Source organism: Paenibacillus campi (assembly GCF_034659835.1).
In the GTDB taxonomy this organism is placed as follows: domain Bacteria; phylum Bacillota; class Bacilli; order Paenibacillales; family Paenibacillaceae; genus Saccharibacillus; species Saccharibacillus campi.
On record NZ_JAXSQZ010000007.1, the window covers coordinates 68510 to 92013 of the forward strand.

The 23504-nt window shown below is 45.7% G+C and carries 17 protein-coding genes and 1 tRNA gene; 8 read left to right on the forward strand and 10 right to left on the reverse strand.

Going from position 1 to position 23504, the window contains the following annotated elements:
• Positions 1-28 precede the first annotated feature (28 nt).
• Genes U1I11_RS16480 through U1I11_RS16490 form a run of 3 tightly spaced genes read right to left on the reverse strand, consistent with a single transcriptional unit; the run spans position 29 to position 2696 of the window.
• A complete protein-coding gene (locus U1I11_RS16480) occupies positions 29-1195 on the reverse strand; it encodes a TRM11 family methyltransferase (RefSeq protein ID WP_322907232.1) in 1167 nt (388 codons plus the stop codon).
• Positions 1195-2412, reverse strand: a complete 1218-nt coding sequence (locus U1I11_RS16485) for a hypothetical protein (RefSeq protein ID WP_322907233.1) — start codon at positions 2410-2412, stop codon at positions 1195-1197. Before U1I11_RS16485 ends, U1I11_RS16480 begins: the two co-directional genes overlap by 1 nt.
• A 26-nt stretch (positions 2413-2438) precedes the next feature.
• Positions 2439-2696 carry a DUF1413 domain-containing protein gene (locus U1I11_RS16490; RefSeq protein ID WP_322907234.1) on the reverse strand — a complete coding sequence of 86 codons (258 nt, stop codon included), beginning with the start codon at positions 2694-2696 and terminating at the stop codon, positions 2439-2441.
• A gap of 251 nt (positions 2697-2947) precedes the next feature.
• Between U1I11_RS16490 and U1I11_RS16495 the strand changes: the two genes are divergently transcribed.
• The 3 genes from U1I11_RS16495 to U1I11_RS16505 all read left to right on the forward strand — a co-directional run bounded on the left by U1I11_RS16495 (position 2948) and on the right by U1I11_RS16505 (position 9048).
• Positions 2948-5362 carry a polyprenyl synthetase family protein gene (locus U1I11_RS16495; protein ID WP_416235630.1) on the forward strand — a complete coding sequence of 805 codons (2415 nt, stop codon included), beginning with the start codon at positions 2948-2950 and terminating at the stop codon, positions 5360-5362.
• Positions 5363-5559: 197 nt separating this feature from the next.
• On the forward strand, positions 5560-5793 hold the full coding sequence (locus tag U1I11_RS16500) for a hypothetical protein (RefSeq protein WP_322907235.1): 234 nt from the start codon (positions 5560-5562) through the stop codon (positions 5791-5793).
• Positions 5794-6183: 390 nt separating this feature from the next.
• Complete coding sequence (locus U1I11_RS16505; RefSeq protein ID WP_322907365.1) at positions 6184-9048, forward strand: glycoside hydrolase family 3 C-terminal domain-containing protein; 2865 nt, start codon at positions 6184-6186, stop codon at positions 9046-9048.
• A gap of 139 nt (positions 9049-9187) precedes the next feature.
• Here U1I11_RS16505 and U1I11_RS16510 read toward each other — a convergent pair whose 3' ends face one another.
• Complete coding sequence (locus tag U1I11_RS16510) at positions 9188-9949, reverse strand: helix-turn-helix domain-containing protein (protein WP_322907236.1); 762 nt, start codon at positions 9947-9949, stop codon at positions 9188-9190.
• A 209-nt stretch (positions 9950-10158) separates the two neighbouring features.
• Here U1I11_RS16510 and U1I11_RS16515 point away from each other — a divergent pair.
• Both U1I11_RS16515 and U1I11_RS16520 read left to right on the forward strand, forming a co-directional pair.
• Positions 10159-10242 (forward strand) — tRNA-Leu (locus tag U1I11_RS16515).
• A 314-nt stretch (positions 10243-10556) separates the two neighbouring features.
• Complete coding sequence (locus tag U1I11_RS16520; RefSeq protein ID WP_322907237.1) at positions 10557-11945, forward strand: MATE family efflux transporter; 1389 nt, start codon at positions 10557-10559, stop codon at positions 11943-11945.
• A 79-nt stretch (positions 11946-12024) separates the two neighbouring features.
• On the opposite strand, the gene U1I11_RS16525 is transcribed toward U1I11_RS16520, so the two are convergent.
• From U1I11_RS16525 to U1I11_RS16535, 3 genes are all read right to left on the reverse strand, one after another.
• The gene (locus tag U1I11_RS16525; protein ID WP_322907238.1) at positions 12025-13272 is read right to left on the reverse strand and encodes a SpoVR family protein; all 1248 of its coding nucleotides are present in this window, start codon (positions 13270-13272) and stop codon (positions 12025-12027) included.
• A gap of 312 nt (positions 13273-13584) precedes the next feature.
• Positions 13585-14838 carry a sporulation protein YhbH gene (gene yhbH / locus U1I11_RS16530; protein WP_322907239.1) on the reverse strand — a complete coding sequence of 418 codons (1254 nt, stop codon included), beginning with the start codon at positions 14836-14838 and terminating at the stop codon, positions 13585-13587.
• A 22-nt stretch (positions 14839-14860) separates the two neighbouring features.
• Positions 14861-16762 (reverse strand): PrkA family serine protein kinase, encoded by a 1902-nt coding sequence (locus tag U1I11_RS16535; protein WP_322907240.1) that lies wholly within the window; start codon positions 16760-16762, stop codon positions 14861-14863.
• A gap of 582 nt (positions 16763-17344) precedes the next feature.
• Here U1I11_RS16535 and U1I11_RS16540 point away from each other — a divergent pair.
• Positions 17345-18922, forward strand: a complete 1578-nt coding sequence (locus U1I11_RS16540) for a right-handed parallel beta-helix repeat-containing protein (RefSeq protein ID WP_322907241.1) — start codon at positions 17345-17347, stop codon at positions 18920-18922.
• Positions 18923-19186: 264 nt separating this feature from the next.
• Here the strand turns inward: U1I11_RS16540 and U1I11_RS16545 are convergent, their stop codons facing one another.
• Entirely contained in the window at positions 19187-19546 is a 360-nt protein-coding gene (locus U1I11_RS16545) for a DUF1304 domain-containing protein (RefSeq protein WP_322907366.1), read from the reverse strand.
• Positions 19547-19767: 221 nt separating this feature from the next.
• Between U1I11_RS16545 and U1I11_RS16550 the strand changes: the two genes are divergently transcribed.
• A complete protein-coding gene (locus tag U1I11_RS16550) occupies positions 19768-20709 on the forward strand; it encodes an NAD(P)-dependent oxidoreductase (protein ID WP_322907367.1) in 942 nt (313 codons plus the stop codon).
• A 150-nt stretch (positions 20710-20859) separates the two neighbouring features.
• On the forward strand, positions 20860-21366 hold the full coding sequence (locus tag U1I11_RS16555; RefSeq protein WP_322907242.1) for a hypothetical protein: 507 nt from the start codon (positions 20860-20862) through the stop codon (positions 21364-21366).
• A 111-nt stretch (positions 21367-21477) separates the two neighbouring features.
• Here the strand turns inward: U1I11_RS16555 and U1I11_RS16560 are convergent, their stop codons facing one another.
• Both U1I11_RS16560 and udk read right to left on the reverse strand, forming a co-directional pair.
• Positions 21478-22035, reverse strand: coding sequence for a 5' nucleotidase, NT5C type (locus tag U1I11_RS16560; RefSeq protein WP_322907243.1), 558 nt, complete (start codon positions 22033-22035; stop codon positions 21478-21480).
• Positions 22036-22394: 359 nt separating this feature from the next.
• Positions 22395-23042 (reverse strand): uridine kinase, encoded by a 648-nt coding sequence (gene udk, locus U1I11_RS16565; RefSeq protein WP_322907244.1) that lies wholly within the window; start codon positions 23040-23042, stop codon positions 22395-22397.
• Positions 23043-23504: the final 462 nt, after the last annotated feature.

The following is a 23504-nucleotide window of genomic DNA, read 5'->3' on the forward strand; positions in this document are numbered from 1 at the left end:
AAGTGTCTGTTCGAGAGTTATTAAGGAATTATTTTTTTTGTAAAAATAAAAATTGGTGATCTGTCGTATTCCCTTTATCAGAAATTCCGTGTTTTTCATGTTGTGAGACATCTTCTGTTCCTAAATGTATAAAGTCAAAATAAGTAGCAGCGTACTTACTTAATTCTGCGCCCATATTACATTTTTCCGATTTTCCTAAATGTAAAATCATTTTCCCTTTAGGCTTTAATACATAATGCAAAACACGAAAAAATTCATTGTATATATCTAAGCTTTTATTTTGTTTGCCTTCTAAAAAGCGATCATTTGCTTCCTTGAAATTATGCGGCTCCCATCCAGAAAGCCACAAACGCATCCAATTATTTTGAAAAAATTTTATAGAGTTTACAAAAGGAGGTGATGTAATGATTACGTCTATTTCTTCAAAAAACTGATGATCTAGATTAAATAAATCACCTAATATAGCTGTCCCGTTTTTAAACTCTGCAAACTCTCCCTTTTTGTAAGACAGTTCGATCTTCTGTTTGATATGCTTCAACACATTTTTATATACAAACTCTCCTGTCGGTGCGTATGGAGTTAATGGATGCGAATTACGTGATAATGCATAAGGGCGATTGCCGTGTAATACATGCAGGAAGCAAGAAAAAATAAAAGCTTCCTCATCTGAAATATCATAAGTTCGATCAATAAAAAAAGAACGTGCCGCCAAGATTTCAGAATACGTATCAGGGTGGAAGTATTCAGGAATAGTTTTGTTTAACCCGAATTTACCGTAAGGAATATGGTCTTGAGCATATTGTCGTTTATTTAATGCGATGAAAAGTTCAAGGTCTTGCAACACTTTATCAACTTCATAATGATTCGGTCTAATTAACTTTGCCCTCGTTACAATATAAGCCAACTCGCTTAAATCATTCCCAATACCTATTCTACCTTGTAAGCTGGCTTCAAAAGGAATTGTTCCAACTCCACTCATTGGATCAAGCACTTTATCGCCTTTTTCCGTGAAATTGCGAATTAAATGGTAAGCAATAGAAGGTTTTAATTTCCCATGATAAGAACAAAGTGAGTGCCAAGCATGCCCCCAATTTCGTCCATCAAAGGGAGGTTGTTTATACGGCAGATTTTCCATAAACTGTTGAGCTTTTAATCGATAACAATCTGTATTAGATATGGATTGAAGCAGCATCATTACCCTCCTTTTTTGTTTAGCTGGTATCGCAACACCTTTTGAGAAAGAATCATTTGATTTTTGGATCTACGAGTTCTTAATGTTTCTTGATCATATAGATTAAAACCGTATTTTTCAGCAATTATAGTTAATAAAGAATCGGTCGGAATATGAATCCCAGCAAATTGAGAATCTCCAATATCCATTACTAAATACCCTTTATGACGGACTGCTTTGGAAGCGTTTAAGAAAAAGTTACTCATATCATTGAAATAGCCTATAACCATTTTGGGAATTCGTACATCGTAAGCAACAGGTTCTAATTTTTGGAGAATAGGAACCAGTTCAGGTATGGAGTTAATGACTTCTCTGCGACTAGAAACGTTGTTTATTCCCGCAATGATGCCATTTGAGTGAAGTATCTTTAATTCGCTTTCCGATTCGACAAAGTCTAAAATATTTAATTCTAATTTGGTATTTCGTATATAATTAGTTCCATTTAAATAGGGTGGCGATGTTATAATACAGTCTACTTGCATAGGCGGTATAGCTGTGCGGGCATCCTCTCCGATACATATGGCTTCGGCATACTCCTCTAATTCTAAAATGGATAAATCCTCAATAATTTGTTCTAATTTGTGCTTATATTGTAATTTTACATTAAAATGTTCTACGTTTTTCTCGCCTTCTTTAGCATAGCGAAGATCGCCTCGTTTGATCATATTAGATACCGGTACTACAATGGCGGCTAATGCAAGATTGGCTAAACTTTGACAGTCGACATCTGATATATTTTTGATTTTATTTTTTATAAATAAAAGCTCCGATAATACGGGGAGTTTATAAAATTTTTCAAAGCCGCCGATCATAATATGTTGGTTAAGTGAAGGGGCAGAATTCATAATTAGATTCGAGAAATTATTTAACGTATCAACTACTTCAAATTTCTTTTTGATTGATTTTCTTACAGCATTAATTTTGGTATCGGTAACAAATCGCATAAAAGGATTCATTTCTGTATAAAAAGATTGAACTCCTATGGAGGAAGCTACTAGAGGCGTTGTTCCAGAGCCAGCAAAAGGCTCAAATAAACTTGTAGGATGTATAGGTAGGTTTTCAATTTCTTTATATATAAACTCACTTGAGTATCCTTCGTCATATTTATACCATCGATGAATAGGTTGTTTTTTATTTAAAATAAACGTTCCTATATTCCCTTTATTTTTTATAATATTCATTATGTTTCCTCTCAGGTTGTTAAATATTACTGTTTTATTTTATACAGTTGTTGATTTTGTGCAGTTTTGCCTAAAGGTATGATGAGGTTTCTGGAATCATTTTTTGCATAATTAAAAAACATACTACCCAGTTTGGTTCTATTTCCTTTAGGTATTCTGTTCCATTCAAAGCCTCTAAACAGGTCTTTTACAACAAATTCTCGATCATTGGAATTTACCTCATGTAAAGTAGAAATTGCCTTTTTAAATAAGTCCTCTAAAGAAGTTTTTTCATCGATCAACATGTCCTCATCCCTTTCGACATACTAGCTACTAGCTTGTAATAGTATATATGAATATTAATAACAATGTAAGGATACGTTTTGTCTAATATAGTTTTGGAATTATGACTGTTTCTCAAAATATTGCGATATCGTTTGGAGTTGTACTTCACTTTTTGTGATTACTTGCTCGATTATTCCGTAACCGTCTCATCGATTAGGCGTATTACCGGATACTAACGACAAATAACGAACAGAATTTGAGGGAATGCCTTATGAATAGATCATTTAGCAAGCGGTTGGACAATAAGCAGATGGCGGCAGAGCAAGCGTATGTGGAAGCGGAGCGGAAGGCGGTTCATTATTTTAACCAGCTTGATCGTCATGTGAGCGAGCGTACGTTTGAAAATGGGCTGATTGAAGATTTTCGGCAGTGGAAAGGTAGGCATTTGTCATTAACGTCGCGTTTGTTGCGCTGGCTACCGATGAAGTGGCAGCCTAATTCAAACGATGATCGTCGTTATATCCAATGGCTGCATACTACAGGCAAGTTGGATCGTTATTTACAGCGTAGTGTGTCGTACATTTATATGCGCGATCTAGGGCGTGCACTTGATGCGCCACATACGCAACAGCGGGTGCAGGAAGTGGTGGACAGTCTGAAAAACAAATTGCTGCGTTCCGATACGGGGGCAGGCAATGATGCGCAATTACCGGAGTTTATAAGTATGGATGGGGTGTATCGCTGGGCACAGCGTGAACGGGTGGAAGATGCGGTCATCTGGGTGCTGGACAAGCTGCAACAGGTAACGGCGCATATTCCGGCAGAGCTAAATGCGGAGCAGGCGCAGCGTAAGCTGATCAAAATTATCGTCGGTGTTGTGCTGCATGCGGTAGAGGAAATGGATGCATCGGTGCCGCAGACCGAGCGTTCGCGCAGACTGGATGAGGCGATTCGACTCGGTTATGCATATGGATTAACGTATCCGTTTATCGACGATCTATTGGATTCGGCATTGTTGTCAGTACAGGAAAAAGAGCATTATGCGCGCCTTATTCGTAGTGCGTTATTAACCGGCTCGGTGCCGAAACTGGGCGATTGGTCGGGCAGTCAGCCGCAGCTAATTCGGTATATTCATAGTGAGCTGCGAGAGGCGTTTGAGTACATTAAGGCAAGGCAGCAGCAGTCAGGTGGGCAGCAGCTCTTTTTCGAGCAGGCGTATGTGTTTTTTCAGGCGCAAGATGTGGATCGCACGCGTACGCTGGAAGATAGTACGTATACGAATGAGCAGCTATATGTGCCGGTCATTTTAAAATCAGCTTGCTCGCGTCTAGTGGCACGGTCGATTATTGGGGCAGAGGAAAATGAAGGCTTTGATCTGCGTACATTTTGCTATGGGATTTATAACCAGCTTGCCGACGACTTTGCCGATATGTTCGATGATCTTGCACATGGTGCGGTAACACCGTATACGTACTATTTGAAATATTACCAACAGCGGAACGATCTGCTCAATCCGTTTGAAATGTATTGGGCGGTCATTCATTATTTGGTGCATGAGGTGTATCGGGCGGATGAGCAGACACGCGAAGTGATTCTCGCGCGGGCGATTAACGGTTTGAAGCGTGCATACGAGCGGCTCGGTGCAGCGCGGTATGCAGAAACGATGGAGCTGCTGACGAGCGGCATGCCACGGCTGAATCGGATCGTCCAGCAGATGGTGCGGCAGGCGGAAGATGTGGATTTCCTCGACAAGCTGCTGCGCGATGAGATGCTAGTGCATTTGCGGCAGGAGCGGGAACAACAGGCGGAGTTTCGCGAGACGATAGAGACGGTACGGCAGCATCTGAACGAAACATTGCCACTCGCTAAGCGCGATGGCTTGCTGCCGATGAATGAGCTGTTGATCGATGCGGTCAATTACAGTTTGCAAGGCTCGGGCAAACGGCTGCGTCCGCTTGTCGCTTGGGTAATGGCGGTACAGCATTATGGGCTGCAACAGGAGGTCGTTATGCCACTGCTGCGCTCGCTGGAATATATGCATACAGCATCGCTTATTTTCGACGATTTGCCATCACAGGACAATGCGTCAACACGGCGTGGGCGAATGACACTGCATGAGCTGCATGATAGCGCGACAGCGGAGTTAAGCGGGCTATTTCTAATTCAGAAAAGTATTCGTGAGCAAGCTTCGTTAAACGGCTTCGCACCAGAAACGGTGCTGCAATTGATCGATTATTCCGCGCAAAAAGCAGAGGAACTATGCACCGGGCAGGCGATGGACTTGCGTGCACGTGGGCAGCGGCTGACGCTTGCGCAATTGAACGATATTTGTTTTTACAAGACAGGCGCAGCGTTTGAAGCATCGCTTGTAATGCCTGCTCTGCTGGCAGGGGCGGAAGCAAGCGAGATTGCGGTGCTGCAAACATTTGCTTACCATGCGGGGATTGCCTTTCAGATTAAGGATGATTTGCTAGATGTGAAAGGCGATGTAGTGCAATTGGGTAAGCCGGTCGGACAGGATGTTAGCAATGACAGTTCGACCTTTGTATCGGTGCTGGGTGAAGCCGGGGCGCGGCGGCAACTGTGGAACCATTATTGTTGTGCATTGGAGGCGCTGCGCAAATTGCCGGTGGGGGTGCCGTTTTTGAAGCATTTGCTTGATTATATAGTGCAGCGCGAGCGGTGAGTGGTCAGTGGTCGAGACAGTAGAATATATGTTGGGTGCGCTCGATTGGATGGGCTGGAATAGGATCGGATGCGTGTAGATGAAAACCGGAATGGTGTTAAGGAAGGTGATTCCTTGAAGCTGTTCTGGTTTTTGTTGTGAAGGGGTATAAATCGTGATTATTTTCATTGCGGTTCGGGTGAGGGGGAATTAAACTTTTGAGTGCAGGTGGTGCAGGTGGTGCAGGTGGTGCAGGTGGTGCAGGTGGTGCAGGTGGTGCAGGTGGTGCAGGTGGTGCAGGTGGTGCAGGTGGTGCAGGTGGTGCAGGTGGTGCAGGTGGTGCAGGTGGTGCAGGTGGTAGTTGGGTCTGCGGCAGGGGAACTTATGGCTGTGCTAGTATATATAGTCGGTCTGGGCTTCATCAAACTTCGAGAATATGCCTTATTTTGTAAATGGATGAATTGTTCGTTATGATATAGAAGTATGTAGGCTGAATGTTGCGCTGAAGTTTAGGTGATGTGCAAATCGATGAAAATGGTGCGTGGAGTGTTATTCTAATCGTAAGTTGGGTACGGAATTTGGCTGTTGGCAGTAAAATGCAACTTGATTTATGGTACATAGTGGTTCGTGCACTGTTGGTTTATGCGTTAGATGTGGAATTGGAATTGGTTTGCAAAGGAGTAGGTAGGGCATAGCGGCGAATGTGAGTAGTAAACAGTCGCTGACTTGGATGCAGTGAGGCATTGTTTTGTAAATGTTCGGTTAGGGTTGATTTTTGTTACTATGTATTAGCCTACGATTATGATCACTACCCGTATTGTGGGAATATAAGGAGGATTATGATGACAACATCGTTAATTGGAGTACCGCTTGCAGGATTTGCCGAATTTAGCCGAAAAGTCGCTGCTGAAGGTGCAGTTTTGCTGAAAAATGATGAACAAATCATTCCGATTCGAAAAAATGAAAGCGTTTCGATTTTTGGGCGTGTGCAGATTGATTATTATCGCAGTGGTACCGGTTCAGGTGGAAGTGTGAATGTGGCGTATACGACCAATTTGCTCGATGGGCTGCGTACGAAGCCGAATCTGCATGTGAATGAACAGTTAGCACGGGTGTATGAGAGCTGGATTGCCGAGCATCCATTTAATAACGGCGGCGGCGGCTGGGCGGCTGAGCCGTGGCATCAGCAGGAAATGCCGCTGACCGATGAGTTAGTAGCCGCGGCAAGGCAGCAATCGGACAAAGCGATTGTAGTCATTGGACGAACTGCTGGTGAAGATAAGGATAATGCAGATGCGCCGGGTAGTTATCGTTTGACTAAGGATGAGCTGGATATGCTGACAACGGTAACCGCCCATTTTCAACAGACAGTGGTAGTGCTGAACACATCCAACATTATCGATATGAGCTGGGTGACGGCAGCAGAGCATAAATATCCGCTCGGCGCGGTGTTGTACGCATGGCATGGCGGGATGGAAGGTGGGCAGGCACTGGCAGATGTGCTTGCTGGAGCGGTGACGCCAAGCGGTAAGCTGACCGATACGATTGCCTATTCGATTGATGATTATCCGTCCACACGCAATTATGGCAATGAGCTGAAAAGTGTGTATGAGGAAGATATTTATGTCGGTTATCGTTATTTTGAAACATTTTGTCCGGAGCGGGTGCAGTATCCGTTTGGATATGGTTTGTCGTATACGACGTTTAGCTGGGCGCAGCAGCCTGCTCGTATACGGATGGCGGACGGTCAGCAGCAGGTGGAACTAGTAGTACAAGTAATAAATACAGGTACAGACTATGCCGGTAAAGAGGTTATACAGCTGTATGTGGAAGCGCCGCAAGGAAAATTGGGGCAGCCTGCACGTTCGCTCGTCGCTTTTGCCAAAACGAATTTGTTGCAGCCAGGCGAATCGGAGACGTTAACGCTGTCTGTGCCGCTCGACCGTCTTGCATCTTATGATGATGCCGGGCTGACCGGGCACCGCTATGCGTATGTGCTGGAAGCAGGGTTGTATCATTTCCATGTTGGCAATAGTGTGCGTGCCACAGAGCCAGTATTATTTGCGACCGAGACGGAAGAAGCACAAGCTATAGATGGTGGAGTTAAACATGCTGTTACACGTGTAGCAACAGATGGGACTGCGCTGGAATTGCCAAAATTATGGCTGGTGGAGCAGTGGGAAGAAGCGCTTGCGCCGGTAGAGCTGTTCCATCGTATAAAGCCTGGCGCACGCAAGCCGGACGGATTGTATGAACTGACGACAGAGCCTGTACCGACACGGCAAATTTCGCTGGCACAGCGGATTCAGGATCGTTTGCCTGCGCCGTTGCCAGAGCCGGAAGCGGTAGATCAGCGTTATACATTACAAGATGTGGGAGCTGGTCGTGTAACGTTGGAACAGTTTGTCGCTCAGCTCAGTAATGACGATCTGGCTGCGCTCGTACGTGCTGAAGGGATGAGCAGCCCACTCGTTACGCCGGGCACGGCATCGGCATTTGGCGGTGTGACGGATCGGCTGCTGGAATTTGGCATTCCGGTGGCATGTACGACCGATGGGCCGTCAGGCATCCGGATGGATAGCGGAGACAAAGCGACACAGGTGCCAATCGGTACATTGTTGGCGGCAACATGGGATGTGGCGCTAGTAGAACAACTGTATGTGCTGGAAGGGCAGGAAATGCGGCGCAATGAGATCGATACGCTGCTCGGGCCGGGACTGAATATACGGCGTAGCCCGCTGAACGGACGGAATTTTGAATATTTCTCTGAAGACCCGTACGTATCCGGCGTCTTTGCGGTAGCTTGTACACGCGGGATTGCACAAAGTGGTGTGTATGCGACATTGAAGCATTTTGCTTGTAACAATCAGGAGCAATATCGGACAAAGGTGAATGCGGTCGTGTCGGAGCGGGCATTGCGGCAAATTTATTTGAAAGGTTTTGAGATTGCAGTGCGTGAAGGTGCTGCGCGTTCGGTAATGACATCATACAATCCGATCAACGGTCACTGGGCAGCATCGAATTATGATCTGAACACGACCGTGTTGCGCGGAGAATGGGGCTTTCGCGGCATTGTAATGACCGACTGGTGGGCAGTAATGAACGATTGTGCGGAGGGTGGTGCTGCCGACCGCAAACATACCGATGCGATGGTGCGTGCGCAAAACGATCTGTATATGGTCGTCGCCAACTATGGAGCCGAGACGAATGTATGGGGCGACCATACGTTAGAGGCGCTGGAAGCGGGCAGACTGACACGCGCGGAGTTGCAGCGCTGTGCGATGAACATTTGCGAATTTATTATGCAGTCGCCTGTATTCCGGCGCGAACAGCTTATGAAAGACCCGATTCCGGCGGTGGCGGCATTGACTGCTGCATCTGCGGCAGGGCAGCAACCGGTGCTGGCTGGTGAGGATGTGCGTATTCCGATTTTGGCAAGTGGGGTGACTCGGTTTGATGTTGCTGAAGCTGGGCAATATCGCTTGTTTTTGCATAGTTCGTCTGAAGGGGATGAATGGGCGCAAAGTGCGACTAATTTGTTGCTGAATGGACAGGTGGTGACGACTGCGCAGAGCAACGGCACCGGCGGGCGCTGGTTGCGGCAGAAGCTGAATAAAGTGCAGTTGGAGCAGGGGCAGTATGAGTTGACGCTTGATTTTGTGAAGCCGGGGATGGCGGTGGAGTGGATGGAGTTGAAGCGGGTGTGAAAGAATGGTTTGAATCGGTACAACATGTATTGCTTATTTGGATCATATGAATAGTCAAAGTCTGTATCCTATGGGTGCAGACTTTGACTTTGTAGATAGGTTTTTGATCGGTATTTAAGCTTTGAGTGTATCGTTGTCCTCATACTTCAACGTGTTTCCGCCCTCCTGCACCGTTGATAATTTCTTCCATTTCTTCGGTAAGGTCTTGCCAACGATACAAATCAATCGGGTCTTCCAATTCACTTTCATGGACGGTAAACGCTTCTTGAAATGTTGTTTTACCGTATTTTAATTGTAGCTCTATAATTTCCTGGTTAATTTCCAGTAGGCGTTGTTCCGGTGTTTGCTGGAGCATTTTTTTCTTTTGGTCATTCATTTGCATGCGTATCGAATAAATAGGATCGCGCATCAATTCGACTGCATGTTTTGGAATCTTATTTTGTGAGCCATTGTCCATACATTCCAAGCCTTGTTTGATATATTTGTGTAACGTTACTTTTGAAATACCTAATAATTCAGCGGCATCTTTTGGTTTTAGCAAGTATTGTTCGTGATACATAAATTCGATGGACGTACCGCCAAGCTCATAATACCAAGTTTCGAAATCGATTTTCAGTTTTCCAAACTCCAAATCACTGGCTGGGAAGGATAGGTTGGACAGGTATGTTAACCATTTTAAAAGATTGTGTTTGTGCGTAATAGAGAACAAATATTCATTAGTATAATTAAGCTCTTGTTTATTTATTTTAATGGCACTAAGTTTATCTGAAAAAAGAGTGGACAATACAACAAGCAGCTTGGTAAAAACATAATCGGTTTCTTTTTCAATGGACAGCTCGTCTTTTTGCTGGAATGCCAATTCAATTTGACGATGGGAATAGTCATAGATTGTCTTGCTCATCGGGATCATCTCCTTGTCTTTCCATTGTACACCTCATTAATGATTTTTCAATATCGTAAACTTCCAATTTTTAAAAATAATAAATATTATTTAAACGTAACAATATAAGAGCTGTAAATATATTATTTCTAAAATAAAACCCTTGCACAATAACTTAATACGTGATATGATCTCTCTTGTGGTTGCGAAATTAATCACTTGTACGATTTGCGGTCGTGGCGGAATTGGCAGACGCGCACGGTTCAGGTCCGTGTGGGCTTACCCCCGTGGAGGTTCGAGTCCTCTCGACCGCATTTTCTTTTAACTGTAATGATTGACCGATATGAAGCGACTGTTCCTTATGATGAGGAACAGTCGTTTTTTGTTTGCATTTAGCATGTAATTTGCGAAATTGTAAATTAAGTCTTCATAAATGCAACCAATCCGCTTAATATAGAAAACAACAACAGCACCGTACGGCATATAGTCCCCTTGGATCAGCATCATAGTGCGTATCATGCAGCCAGGGAACATCGCTAGATACGGTGACGGAAGCAGAAACAGATTCTTGTCGCACAGTCAGCATGACAGCAGCACCCAATCTCATACAAAAAGAAGTGAATGCATAATGGATTACGCAGTACGTTGGAAATGGGGTCACCGGATACTGGAGCGCTATTTTTCCGGAGCTACGATGAATTATAGGCAGATGATCTCGCTATTTATCCCAATTTTGATTGACCAGGCGTTTATTATGGGTTTGAATCTGATCAATACGGCGATGATTAGTGCTGCCGGGGTAGCGGCGATTAGTGCGGTCAATATGATCGACTCGCTGAATATTTTCCTATTCAGCATTTTTATTGCGGTAGCGACCGGGGGGACGGTGGTCGTAGCGCAGTATAAAGGCAGCGGCAATGTGAAAAAGGTGTCCGAAGCGAGCGCCAGCGCGGTATCGGTCGTAACGCTGCTAGGGCTTATCGTCGGTATACTCGGGATTGCGCTGCATATGCCACTGCTGAATGTGCTGTTTGGCTCGGCACAGGCGGATGTGATGAGTTATGCGCGTATTTATTTGATCGGGAGCTGTATTTCGTTTGCCGGGATTGCTATTGTAGAGGCGATCTGTGGCGCGCTGCGTGGTGTCGGCAGTACGCGCGCTTCGCTCGTGCTATCGCTCATTATGAACATATTGTATGTATTGCTGAATTTCCTATTTATTCACGGTTTGAATATGGGTGTGCTTGGCATGACGATTGCGCTAAATATCGCCCGTTATGGCGGCGCGGTCTGTGCGCTCTATTATTTGTTTAAAATGGACGTGAATCTCAAAGTGCGGATGAGAGAACTGTTCCGGGTAAAATGGGAAATGTTCCGCAAAATTTTGTTTATCGGATTCCCGTTTGCAACGGAGCAGATGTTTTTTAATGGCGGCAAAATTTTAACGCAAATTTTTATCGTCTGGATGGGCACGTATGCGATTGCGGTTAATGCGATCTGTTCAGCGCTTGCCGGAGCGATGCAAATTCCCGCCAATGCGCTGTCGCTGACGATTATTACGGTCGTCGGCATTTGTATCGGCAGCGGTAATATCGATGAGGCACGCAAGTTTACGAAGTCGTTTCTCGTGTTATCATCGCTGTCGTTTGTCGTGATGGGCTTGATTATTTTACCGTTGTTCCATCCGCTTATTTCGCTATTTGCTCCGCCGCCGGAAATTGTGGATGAGATTTTTCTTATTTTACTTGTGAATACGATTGTGCAAATTCCGTTGTGGGCGATCTCATTTATTACACCGTCAGCGCTGCGTGCTGCTGGGGATGCGAAGTATACATCGATCGTCTCGATGCTGACGATGTGGCTGTTCCGCGTCGTGATGGGCTATGTGCTCGGCGTTGTGCTCGGCTGGGGTGTACTCGGGGTATGGATCGCGATGGATTTGGAGTGGGGCGTGCGTGGGTTGATTTTCCTGAAACGGTTTTATGGGACGAAATGGTTGCAGCATCGGTTGATTTAGGGAATAGTGAACGCAAAAAGCCAGCGGTAGCGAATATATCGCTGCCGCTGGCTTTGGTTATGATTGACGGTTACGTTATTCAACTCGTCAGCGTCTTCCCATCATACACATACGTGACCGCCTTCTCCCCAACACTCGTCTCCAAATGCACACTGCGCCCCCATAGCTTAAACACAAGCGGCAATGTGCGCTCTACATATTTACGATCCAGCTCCATGCCGTCAAATCGATGATGTAGCAGCAGCTCGCCGCGTCCGTGCAAATCGTCGTCACGCATCGTAATGTACGGGAAACCGCCGTTCGTGCGCGAGCGGATCAATTGCTCCTTAATTTCGTCCACGCTGTTCGTCGTGACGCGATACACCTGTTGCTGCTTCTCATACACAAACAAGTCCATTTCTTCCACTAGCTCACGCGTCAAGTAATTGCGAATAAAGGATACATCCGATTCAAGTTCGCGTATTTCAAACAGCGCTTCGGTGCCTTGCTTGCGCTCGATATGCCGCAGCATCATCAAGCCGAGATAATACGGATTGATGCGTCCAGGTGTAGGTTGGATCACACCAGCATTCATTTTGGCAAATTCCACAATTTCTGCATCGCTTAATTCCAGTTCACGCACGAGCTTAAGATGCCAGTAGCTTGCCCAGCCTTCGTTCATAATTTTCGTTTCCATTTGCGGCCAAAAATAAAGCATTTCCGCACGCAGCATATGCAAAATTTCACGTTGCCATTCTTCCAAATAGCGGCTGTTAGCGGCGATATAACCGATCACATCTTTGATTGAGCCGTCCACTTCGCGAAAGCCACCCTCGTGTCCAAACCGTACATACGGATCGATATGCTCCTGAATGGCAATGCCTGCATCAAGGAACGTTTCCACTTCATCCATCCCGTATTGCTGGCTAAATGTCTCCATCCGGTCGGCAAATACCGCCATTCGATCGACCATATGGCGGTCGGTGCCGCCAAACATAGCATTATTTTTGAAAAAGTCGCTATGTCCAAGGACATGGGCGACGATCAGCTTATTTTGCAGCAATGTGTTGCTATCTAGCAAAAAGGCATAACACGGATCAGAGTTGATTACCAACTCATAAATTTTGCTCAAACCGTGGTCATATTCCGACTTCATCCGGTGATATGCTTTGCCAAAGCTCCAATGTGCGAATCGAGTCGGCATGCCATATGCGCCGATCGAATACAGCACCTCGGACGGGCAAAACTGGTACCGCATTGGGAAAAAGTCGAGCCCATGCGTCAATGCCGCAGCGGTTAGCTGCTCGACCGATTGCTCCAATTGCACGGTGTCGCTTTCAAGTAACATAAGCAGCGCTCCTTTCGACCTATTCAAAGCTTGTTCGATCATAGCTGGATCACGTCTTGATTGCACAGCAGGCTTATATTTATCCGAATATAGTTATGAAAATTATCGAATTTGATCATGATTGTAGGCGGTCAAGATTGTCGTATGATGTTCCGTATCGTCAGTTAAAGTGAGACAATGTGGCAATCAGATCGAGTATGGAATGAGTGTTTGTAACGGTATTATTGGCGTTTGTTAACAGGAAAGAGCGGCTATCGTAAGGCGATAACCTACTCATTCACCGATTAATTTTACCGCATCGATTCGCAGCGCTTAGCTGGCGATCTCATCGCCAAAAAACGCCTTTAACGTCTTAAACACATCCTCTTTCTGCTCCAATACCGCCTGCACAAATGCGGGTGATTCTAGCCGCTGTAACGCATCCCACAGCTGTTTGCTGCTATAGCCGTACGTATGCTGGCGAATTTCACCATAACCGAGCATATTGACCTGTTCCAGCAGCGTACGCACAAGCCGCATCGTATCCGGGTTATCACTGCTCAAATTATCGCCATCCGAGAAATGGAATGCATACGTATTAAACAAATTAGGCGGATATTCCTCGTTAATGATGCGCAAAGCAAGCTCATAGACCGAAGAACAACGCGTACCACCACTCTCGCCTTTGTGAAAAAAGGAATCTTCGTCCACTTCCTTCGCCTCAGTCGTATGCGCCAAAAACCGAATATTTACCTGTTCATACCGTGTACGCAAAAAGCGCACCATCCAGAAAAAAAAGCTACGAGCGACATATTTCTCAAATGTGCCCATCGAGCCGGATGTGTCCATCATCGCGAGTACGACCGCTGATGATTGAGGTTTGTGAATGTCCTCCCAAGTTTTGTAACGTACGTCATCACCGATGATCGGACCAAGCACCGGAGCCGGGGCGGTATCCGCGCCAGGGCTACCGACTGGAATTCCGCTGCTATGCTGCATCGCTGCCGGATAAGCTCCACCATTCAAGTTACCACTGAGCGCCTGCCGTTTGATCGCCTCGAACAATGTACGCCGTTTATCGATATTGGATACCATGCCTTGTCGGCGTACATCGTTAAAGCGAATATCGTCTACGTGCATCTCCTGCGCCGCTTTCGGTTTCAGCCGTGGTAGCTTTAAATCTTCAAATACAAGCTCGGCAAGTTCATCGATCGTCAGTTCGGCTTCATAATAATCGACACCAGGCTGCTCGCCCGCTTCACGTCCGCCTTTGCCTGAACCGCTGCCGGGTTGCGCTTTGTCGTTTGCCTGTCCGACAATATCGCCAACTTGTGTACCGCCTTGTCCTTGTCCGACCTGTGGCTGCTCGCTCGTATTGTAACGAAAACGCGGTTCATCCAAGCTGCGGATCGGAAATTTGATCATTTTGTCACCTTGCGGCATAATGATCGATTCCTCACTGACCAGATCGGCAAGATTGTCGCGAATTGCTGCTTTCACTTTGCGTTTATGCCGCTCTTGATCGATCTCGCCTTTGCGGTGCAGCGACCAGTCATCCCTGGCAATAATAAATGAGCGATTATCCATATCCCTTCACTTCCTTCCTGCTTCAACGATTTAGCAGGCTGCCGACATATTTCATCAGATCGTTGGCGCAGGCAGCGCAGTAACCATGATGCTCAATCAGACGACGGGAAACTTCATTTATGCGTTTGACCTGTGTTTCATCCGGGTTCATCGATGATGTCGTAATTTTGATCACGTCTTTCAGATCGGCAAACAGCTTTTTCTCAATCGCATCTTTGAGCGGCTCATGGGACGTATATTCAAACTTGCGTCCACGGCGAGCAAACGAAGAAATTTTAATCAAAATTTCCTCGCGGAATGCGCGCTTCTGATTTTCGGTAATGCCGATCTGTTCCTCGATTGAGCGCATTAACTTCTCGTCCGGATCACGTTCCTCACTGGTGATCGGGTCGGGCATTTTGTGACCGCTGCAATACGCTTCTACATTATCGAGATAATTGTTTAACATCGTATGCGCCGATTCTTCAAAAGAATACACAAATGCGCGCTGCACTTCAGTTTTGGCGCGGTGATCGTATTCTTTGCGTGCCATCGTAATCAGATTAAGCAGTCGCTCGCGTTCTTCGCGTGAAATGGACGGATGTTGATCCAGCCCTTCCTTAAGCGAGCGCAGCACATCAAGCGCGTTAATGCACGGCTTGTTGCCTTTAATGAGCGCGCTGGAAATACGGTTAATTACATAACGCGGATCGACGCCGGACATCCCTTCATCGCTATATTCGCGTCGTAGCTCATCAACTTCGCCAGACTTGACGCCATCGACTTGAGCGCCGTCGTACAGATACATTTTTTTAATGAGGTCGATGCCTGGTTTTTTCGGTTCTTTGAGCCGGGACAAAACGGTAAAAATAGACGCTGTACCTAGTGCGCCAGGAGCAAGATGCACTTGATTGTTCAACCCGGAGGCATCGACAAGCTTCTGGTAAATGAGTTCTTCCTGCGTTACTTTGAGATTATAGGGAACACGCATGACAATCATGCGGGAATGGAGGGCTTCGTTCTTTTTGTTGGAGATAAAGGTGCGATATTCGGTTTCGTTCGTGTGGGCGATAATTAATTCGTCGGCGGATATGAGGGCGAAACGTCCCGCTTTGAAATTGCCTTCTTGTGTTAGCGACAATAGATTCCAGAGAAACTTTTCATCGCATTTTAAAATTTCCTGAAATTCCATCAGACCGCGATTTGCCTTATTCAGCTCGCCGTCAAAGCGATAGGCACGCGGATCGGATTCGGAACCATATTGGGTAATGGTCGAAAAGTCGATACTGCCGGTCAGATCAGCAATGTCCTGCGATTTAGGATCAGAAGGGGCAAATGTGCCGATACCACGGCGCCCACTTTCGGAAAATAATACCCGTTCGATCGGCATGTCTTCGATGCGTCCACCATAGTCTTGCTCTAAACGCATCCGGCATACCGGGCACAGATCGCCTTCGATATGAATGCCATACTCCCTGCCAAATTCCGCACGCAGCTCGCGTGGGATTAGATGCAGCGGTTCTTCTTGCATCGGGCAGCCCCGGATCGCGTACACAGCGCCGTCGGGCGTACGGGTGAACTGTTCCAGACCGTGCTTGAGCAATGTGACCAGTGTCGATTTACCGCCACTGACCGGGCCCATCAGCAGCAATAATCGTTTGCGTACATCAAGCCGCTGGGCTGCCGGGCGGAAATATTCTTCCACCAACAGCTGAATCGCATCTTCCAAGCCGAACAGCGTATCGCTAAAAAATTGATATTCGCGCCGTCCATCGCCCAGCTCGGTAATGCCTGCACGTTCGATCATACGGTACACACGCTCATGTGCTGTACCTGCAATCTGCGGATGTTCTCGAACGAGCCGGAGATAATCAAGGAATGTTCCTTCCCAATGGAGATCATGTTCCTGATCCCGGTAGGCCATAAGTTTTTCCAGGAATGTCATGCTGACCGCCTCCCTATACATGTCTTTTACGAAAAGTTTGAGGTCACGGAATCATACCGTCCGGCAACAACTTCAACGTCTGACAGAGCTGCAACGACATTCAAGTACATCGATTGAATAAAGTGAGTATTTTGTTGTTTTTAAATTCTAGCACATCTTATGTCATCTATCGACAGTTAAATTAACATAATTCTGGATTCAAAACCGTATTTCTTATGAGTTTTATTAATTAGTAAGCAAAGTCGTATCAAAACTTTCTATATGTGTAAGATTATCTATGAAAAATTCATAATAGCGCCTATCGTTGATATGATGGCAGTTGTGAATATTGGATTCACGCACTGTCCGTGGACAAGGCAAAATAAAATGAATATGGGATTATGGAATATATTGGATGATGAAAGCGGAGGAATGAACGGTATTAAATTTTGCGTATAACCCGATATGTATGTAGAGGGCTTGTACAATGAATCGCCTTCCGTATCGTACGACTCTGCGATGATTATAAGTAGTGCTGTTGATTTTCAAAATATTAATGTTAAACAAATTGAATTTCAGAGAGTTTAGAGAGGTTGCTGCCCGATGTTGAAACAAATCGCGATTTGCACCATTATTATCGGTCTGATGGCAAGTGTAAGTGTGGCAGGAACAAGCCATTGGCAGTCATTAGCGCTTCCACAACAGATTGAAGCTGCCACAATTGCCCCTATTTATTATGTCGCATCTGGTGGCAACGATGAGGCAAACGGCACATTAACCGCGCCGTGGCAGACGCTGCAACATGCCGCAGATCAGGCGCAGCCAGGCAGTACAATTTATGTACGGGGCGGTGTATATCGGCAAAAGCTGCATCTTACACGCTCCGGCAATGCGCAGGCGGGCATGATTACATTTGCTCGCTACAAGCAGGAGACGCCGATTTTGGATGGAACAGGTTTAACTGTTGATGGATTGGAAGGCATGGTGAGCATCGATCAGGCGAGTTATATTACAATCGATGGGCTGGACATTCGCAATTATGGAACAGACCAATCAGGTCATGTGCCAGCCGGCATTAGTGTGATCGGCGCAGGCGGTTATATTCGTTTGCTCAACAATCATATTCATCATATTGCCAACACCGCTGCTCCCCAAGGGGACGAGCTTGCCGGGCGGGACGCACACGGCATTGCGATCTATGGCACCAAAGCACCGTCAGCACTGCATCATCTGACTATTCGTGGCAATGAGCTGGATCATCTCGTGCTCGGTAGCAGTGAAAGTATGGCGCTTAACGGCAATGTGACCGACTTTGAAATTGCAGGCAATCGAATACATGATAACGACAATATCGGGATCGATACGATCGGGTTTGAACATACAGCGCCTGATCCGGCTTATGATCAAGTGCGTAATGGGCGAATTTATGGCAATATTGTCTACAATATTACTTCAAATCGCAATCCGTCGTATGGGCGCAAGTTGCCGAATCAGAGCAATGGAGCTGCCGGTATGTATGTGGATGGAGGGCGTAATATCGTAATCGAGCGCAATCGCAGCTATAACAATGATATCGGTCTGGAAATCGCTTCCGAGCATAAAGGCAAAGCGACGAGCGGTATTACGGCGCGTAGCAATGTCATTTACAGCAATCGCTATACCGGCATCGGTATCGGCGGCTATGATGACCAACGCGGGCTGGCAATCGATTGTGCGATCATCAACAATACATTGCATGGTAATGATACATTATCCGACGAGCCAGGCAATGGTGCTGGGCAGCTATTGATTCAATATGGAACGTCGCGTAATGTGATTGAAAATAATATCGTATCTGCCAGTGCAACCGGTGTGCTGATCTATAACGAATATGCTAGCAGCGGCAATCGACTTCAATCCAATTTGTATTATACGCCGGGTGGAGCGGCGCAAGTTTGGTGGATATGGAACGGGAAAGTGTATGAAAGTTTGGCAGCTTTTCAGGCGGCAAGCAAGCAGGAACAGCACGGAATGTTGGCGAATCCGTTGTTTGTGAATGTTGGAGCGGCGGACTATCGTGTGCGAGCCCATTCCCCTGCACTCGATAGCGGCTTCAATGATACGAAGCGGATCGGCGCGCTCGATATGGCGGGTCAACGACGTTTGTCCGGTAAGGCGGTTAATCGTGGTGCGTATGAATGAGGAGAGGTAAACGAAAAAGGGGGGCGCAGCCAAAGAGTATACAAATTTCATAGTTGTGATTTTCAAATACAAAGTGCAAGTTTACTTCTTTAAACATAGGAAGCTACACTATCATTTCAGCTGTAGATTCCTATGTCTAACGAAGTCTATCGTTTAATTTATTCATGACATACATAGTCTCGAAATACGCCAAGTTTGCACGTACACACTCGCCTTAGCTCCAGCGTATTCCGATGTTGTTGCTGTTGACAAGGCAATCCAGCTTTAATGGCTGAGCAGCACAAGCATGAATGCGATGACTGCCGGCAAACCTTGCATTAGCAAAATCGAGCGTTTTACGCTCAAACCGCCGTACAATGCAGCGACGATCACACAGGCGAGGAAAAATAAGGCAATCTGGTAAGCGACCGCAGCGTCTGGATACAGCAGTGACCAGATCAAACCTGCCGCCAAAAAGCCGTTGTACAAGCCCTGATTCGCTGCCATTGAGCGCGTCAAATGAGCGTGCTCCGGCGTTGTGCCAAATGTTTTCATGACACGCGGCGTCGTCCACAAAAACATTTCCATCACCAAAATGTACAGATGTTCCAATGCGACAACAGCGATCATAATGGAAGCTAACATAGTGAGCATACGAGTTTCGTCCTTTCCGCTTCATAAATGATAAATGCCTGTTTATTTTACCATAGCAGAGCAGAGTGAAAACGGTAATATGTGAAGTGTTGGGATGCAATTTTAGTTGGTGTATGATCATGCTGGCATAACGGTCGATTGGACACATAATGTCGACGATTGGCAGGCGTGCAATGGCTTGCCGCAACGCGCACGGCGAAGCTGCATCAGTCATGCTATACTTTGTGGAGAATGGATCGCTAACAAATAAGGAGGCAATAAGGATGGTAATGGAACCAGCGACAACAGCAGTAGGGTTTATCGGCATCGGGGTCATGGGCAAAAGTATGGCACGTCATCTAAAACAGGCAGGTTATCCGCTGCACGTATACACTCGTACCGCTGCATCGGCGCAGGAATTAGTTGATGAAGGCGCACACTGGCATAACACACCAGGCGCATTGGCAGCGGCATGTAAAATTATAATTACGATGGTCGGTTATCCGCAAGATGTGGAAGATGTATACCTTAGCGCGGACGGTATCATTGCGAATGCACCGGCAGGCGCGTACTTGATCGATATGACCACTTCCAGTCCACAGCTGGCACAACGTATTGCCACAGCAGCGGCAAGCAAAGGATTACATGCACTGGATGCACCGGTATCCGGCGGTGATGTGGGCGCACGTGAAGCACGGCTATCGATTATGGTCGGCGGGGAGCAGGCGGATTTTGCAGCGGTGAAACCGTTGCTGGAAAAGATGGGCACGAACATCGTACTGCAAGGCGCACCAGGTGCAGGTCAGCATACAAAAATGTGCAACCAGATCGCGATCGCTTCCGGCATGCTCGGCGTATGCGAAGCGCTGGCTTATGCCAAATTCGCCGGCTTGGATGCAGAGGTCGTACTGCAAAGCATTTCCACAGGTGCAGCGGGCAGCTGGTCGCTTAGCAATCTCGGCCCACGCATGATCAAAGGCGATTTTGAGCCGGGCTTTTATGTGAAGCATTTTATTAAAGATATGGGCATTGCGCTGGCATCGGCAAAAGCGATGGGACTGAACACACCGGGGCTTGCGCTAGCGGAATCGGTATACCAGCAGCTCGCCGAGCAAGGTTATGATCATAAAGGGACACAGGTGTTGTATCGGTATTTTACAGCGCAGTTGAATTAAATATGATCATCAGAATGTAGTTATTAAAAAATAACTACATTCTGATATCTAAAAAATTAAAATAAAATTTGGGTATATACTTTAAATGGAAAATAATCTATAATATGAATTATATAAATAATTTTACATAATAATTTTGGAGGAAGAATTATGAAGAAATCAACCATCATACTTTTATCAATAGCTTTAGCGACCGCAATCGTTGTTCCTACTATTGTATATGCTAATTCTCCACAGTTTTCTGCAGAAAGCCAAGTAGATTTATCCAATGAAAATATTGAAGAAACGGGACCAATCTTTTCTGGTGACCCAGTAACCCCATCAATTATTGCCAATAATTTTTCTGGCACAGCTTCTGGTAGCAAGCAAACAGCCTCTGCTTTTGTGGTACCTATTAATTATGGACATGTAAAGCTATATTTTTTGAATAACTCATCTGCAGCTACGACAATCTCTGTTACAAATATTAAATCAGGTTTAGTTTACTTTACTAAGCAAGTCAATGCTGGGTCTTCTTACACATGGAGAAGTATAGACAATTATGCTAATGGAATGCAATCTGGTGATTACACAGTAACGTATAGATCATCGGCAGCTAATGTAAATGTTAACTATTCTGGTTTTGCCTCAAATAATGCTAAAGAAGTTGCTAACTAATTATCTGGCTATTGAGTTATTTAAATAATGATTAAAACCTGTACATAAGCTTGAGGATCAAGCTTATGTACAGGTTTTTTTGAAGTTGAATAAAATTTTATTTCGCTTGAATTAATTAGTTTCATCCAGCATCTCATTCACTAGCTCGCTCATGCCCTGCCACGAATCTTTCATCACAAACTCCGATTGCAGCGCAGCATTCCACGGGCGCGGGATGCCGATCGTCTGTTTGCCGGCAGCGCGTGCGGCGAGCAGATTGTGTGGACCATCGTCGATCAACAGATCGAACTCTAGTAAATATTTACGTTTGGCGACAAAGAAATTTTCGTACGAGATGAACGGCAGATGTTGCTGTAACCAGCGCCATTTTTCCGGCACTGAGTCAGGGCGTGACGCGGTCACGATAATTAGATCGTGCTGGGCGTGAATCTTTTCCACTTCGGCAATCGTATGCTGATCAAAAATTTCCAGCTCCTCATATAACCCTGGACGACCGAAAAAAATATCTTCCGAGCATTCACGATGCCAGATTTGACGCAGATCAAAATTAATAATTTGTTCCATCGTCAGCGGCAAATCAGGATATAGCAAATTATGATAATGAATCGCGCGTGGCAATAGATGACATAATGTATCATCCATATCGATGGCGATAATGTTGCGTTCCAAATGAACAGCCTCCTTCGTACGCGAATCGCGAGTGTATGCGTTAGTTGTCGATGCATGTACATCGACGCCAGCGTAGCCTTTATTTATAAATTATGCCATGTACCCACAATATTCAAATTGTAGCGGAGGATGCCGGAAATAGCAAAGCGCTATGTAGGTTGGATCGGCATGGATTGCCGAGCACATAGCATATCGATTCGGATACAGAGCATAGTGCAATTCACACAAATGCAAACAGAGCAAAACCTCGATAACCGGTTTGCTCTGTTTGCATTTGTTATAGTGTAGAGAGGCAGATCATTCTATAACGATTAGCTACCGCCATGCGTATGCTATGACGGTTGCGGTTGTGCGGCGATTTAATCTGTCTTTTTCGCGCCTGTCCATTCCTCGCCAGACAGATATTTTTCCGTCAAAATCGACAGCAACTGAATACCGACTTCATTATGTCCGCCTTCTGGGATGATCAGGTCGGCGTACTTTTTGGAAGGTTCGATAAATGCTTCATGCATCGGCTTTACGGTCGTCAGGTATTGCTGGTGAATCGATTGGATACTGCGTCCGCGTTCCTCGATATCACGCAATACACGGCGCAAAATGCGCACGTCTGGGTCGGTATCGACGAATACTTTAATATCAAGCTGTTCGCGCAGTTTTTCATCGGACAATACGTGCAATCCTTCGATAATGACGATATTGTTTGGCAGCAGCTCCAGCTTTTGGTCGGTAAAACGAGCATGGGTCGTAAAATCATATACGGGTGCATAAGCGGTCTGTCCTTGTTTCAGCTCGCCAAGATGCTCGATCAGCAGCTCATTATCAAATGCAAACGGATGATCATAGTTAATGAGCGCGCGTTCTTCCAGTGTGAGATGAGTATGATCCCTGTAATAATTATCTTGCGAAATAAATGTGACTTCCTTGCCTGCACTTAGACGTTCGATAACCGAGCGTGCGACAGTTGTTTTGCCTGAACCGGTGCCACCGGCAATACCAATAATAAGCATGGCTTGACATAAACCTCCCTGGAATAGACCGCAATATTATAGTTGGGCGTGCGGCAGCGCAGCGACAGTGTAAAACGCTCATTCTAACTGAGCAGTCTTAACCTATGTTGTGCCGTGCTGCCGTGCCTGTAAATGAAGTAATTTTTGCACGACAAAACCAATTTACATTCAGCAGCTGACATTGTAAATCCGGTGAAAAATAATCATGATTTTTACGGGACAAAATTTACACACTACTAATGTTTTAGAATAGCACAGCTACGCGTTTTTTTCACCTGATTTCAAAAGGTTTACATAGGAAATATTACATTTTGTCAAATGACATTTGTCCAGATTGCTTTAGTATAGAACATATGGAGTCCAAAAGGGCAGCTGGAAATTGTATAGACGAGTGGTCGAGTGGTCGGTTCAGGCATATCGTCCATTCGTCTATATGAGCTGTGAGTGAGCATGGCGGGACGG

Bases quoted from the DNA above. Each gene is read 5' to 3' on its own strand.
- U1I11_RS16480 (WP_322907232.1), bottom strand. From the start codon at position 1,195: ATGATGCTGCTTCAATCCATATCTAATACAGATTGTTATCGATTAAAA.
- U1I11_RS16485 (WP_322907233.1), bottom strand. From the start codon at position 2,412: ATGAATATTATAAAAAATAAAGGGAATATAGGAACGTTTATTTTAAAT.
- U1I11_RS16490 (WP_322907234.1), bottom strand. From the start codon at position 2,696: ATGTTGATCGATGAAAAAACTTCTTTAGAGGACTTATTTAAAAAGGCA.
- U1I11_RS16495 (WP_416235630.1), top strand. From the start codon at position 2,948: ATGAATAGATCATTTAGCAAGCGGTTGGACAATAAGCAGATGGCGGCA.
- U1I11_RS16505 (WP_322907365.1), top strand. From the start codon at position 6,184: ATGACAACATCGTTAATTGGAGTACCGCTTGCAGGATTTGCCGAATTT.
- U1I11_RS16510 (WP_322907236.1), bottom strand. From the start codon at position 9,949: ATGAGCAAGACAATCTATGACTATTCCCATCGTCAAATTGAATTGGCA.
- U1I11_RS16520 (WP_322907237.1), top strand. From the start codon at position 10,557: ATGGATTACGCAGTACGTTGGAAATGGGGTCACCGGATACTGGAGCGC.
- U1I11_RS16525 (WP_322907238.1), bottom strand. From the start codon at position 13,272: ATGTTACTTGAAAGCGACACCGTGCAATTGGAGCAATCGGTCGAGCAG.
- yhbH (WP_322907239.1), bottom strand. From the start codon at position 14,838: ATGGATAATCGCTCATTTATTATTGCCAGGGATGACTGGTCGCTGCAC.
- U1I11_RS16535 (WP_322907240.1), bottom strand. From the start codon at position 16,762: ATGACATTCCTGGAAAAACTTATGGCCTACCGGGATCAGGAACATGAT.
- U1I11_RS16540 (WP_322907241.1), top strand. From the start codon at position 17,345: ATGTTGAAACAAATCGCGATTTGCACCATTATTATCGGTCTGATGGCA.
- U1I11_RS16545 (WP_322907366.1), bottom strand. From the start codon at position 19,546: ATGTTAGCTTCCATTATGATCGCTGTTGTCGCATTGGAACATCTGTAC.
- U1I11_RS16550 (WP_322907367.1), top strand. From the start codon at position 19,768: ATGCTATACTTTGTGGAGAATGGATCGCTAACAAATAAGGAGGCAATA.
- U1I11_RS16555 (WP_322907242.1), top strand. From the start codon at position 20,860: ATGAAGAAATCAACCATCATACTTTTATCAATAGCTTTAGCGACCGCA.
- udk (WP_322907244.1), bottom strand. From the start codon at position 23,042: ATGCTTATTATTGGTATTGCCGGTGGCACCGGTTCAGGCAAAACAACT.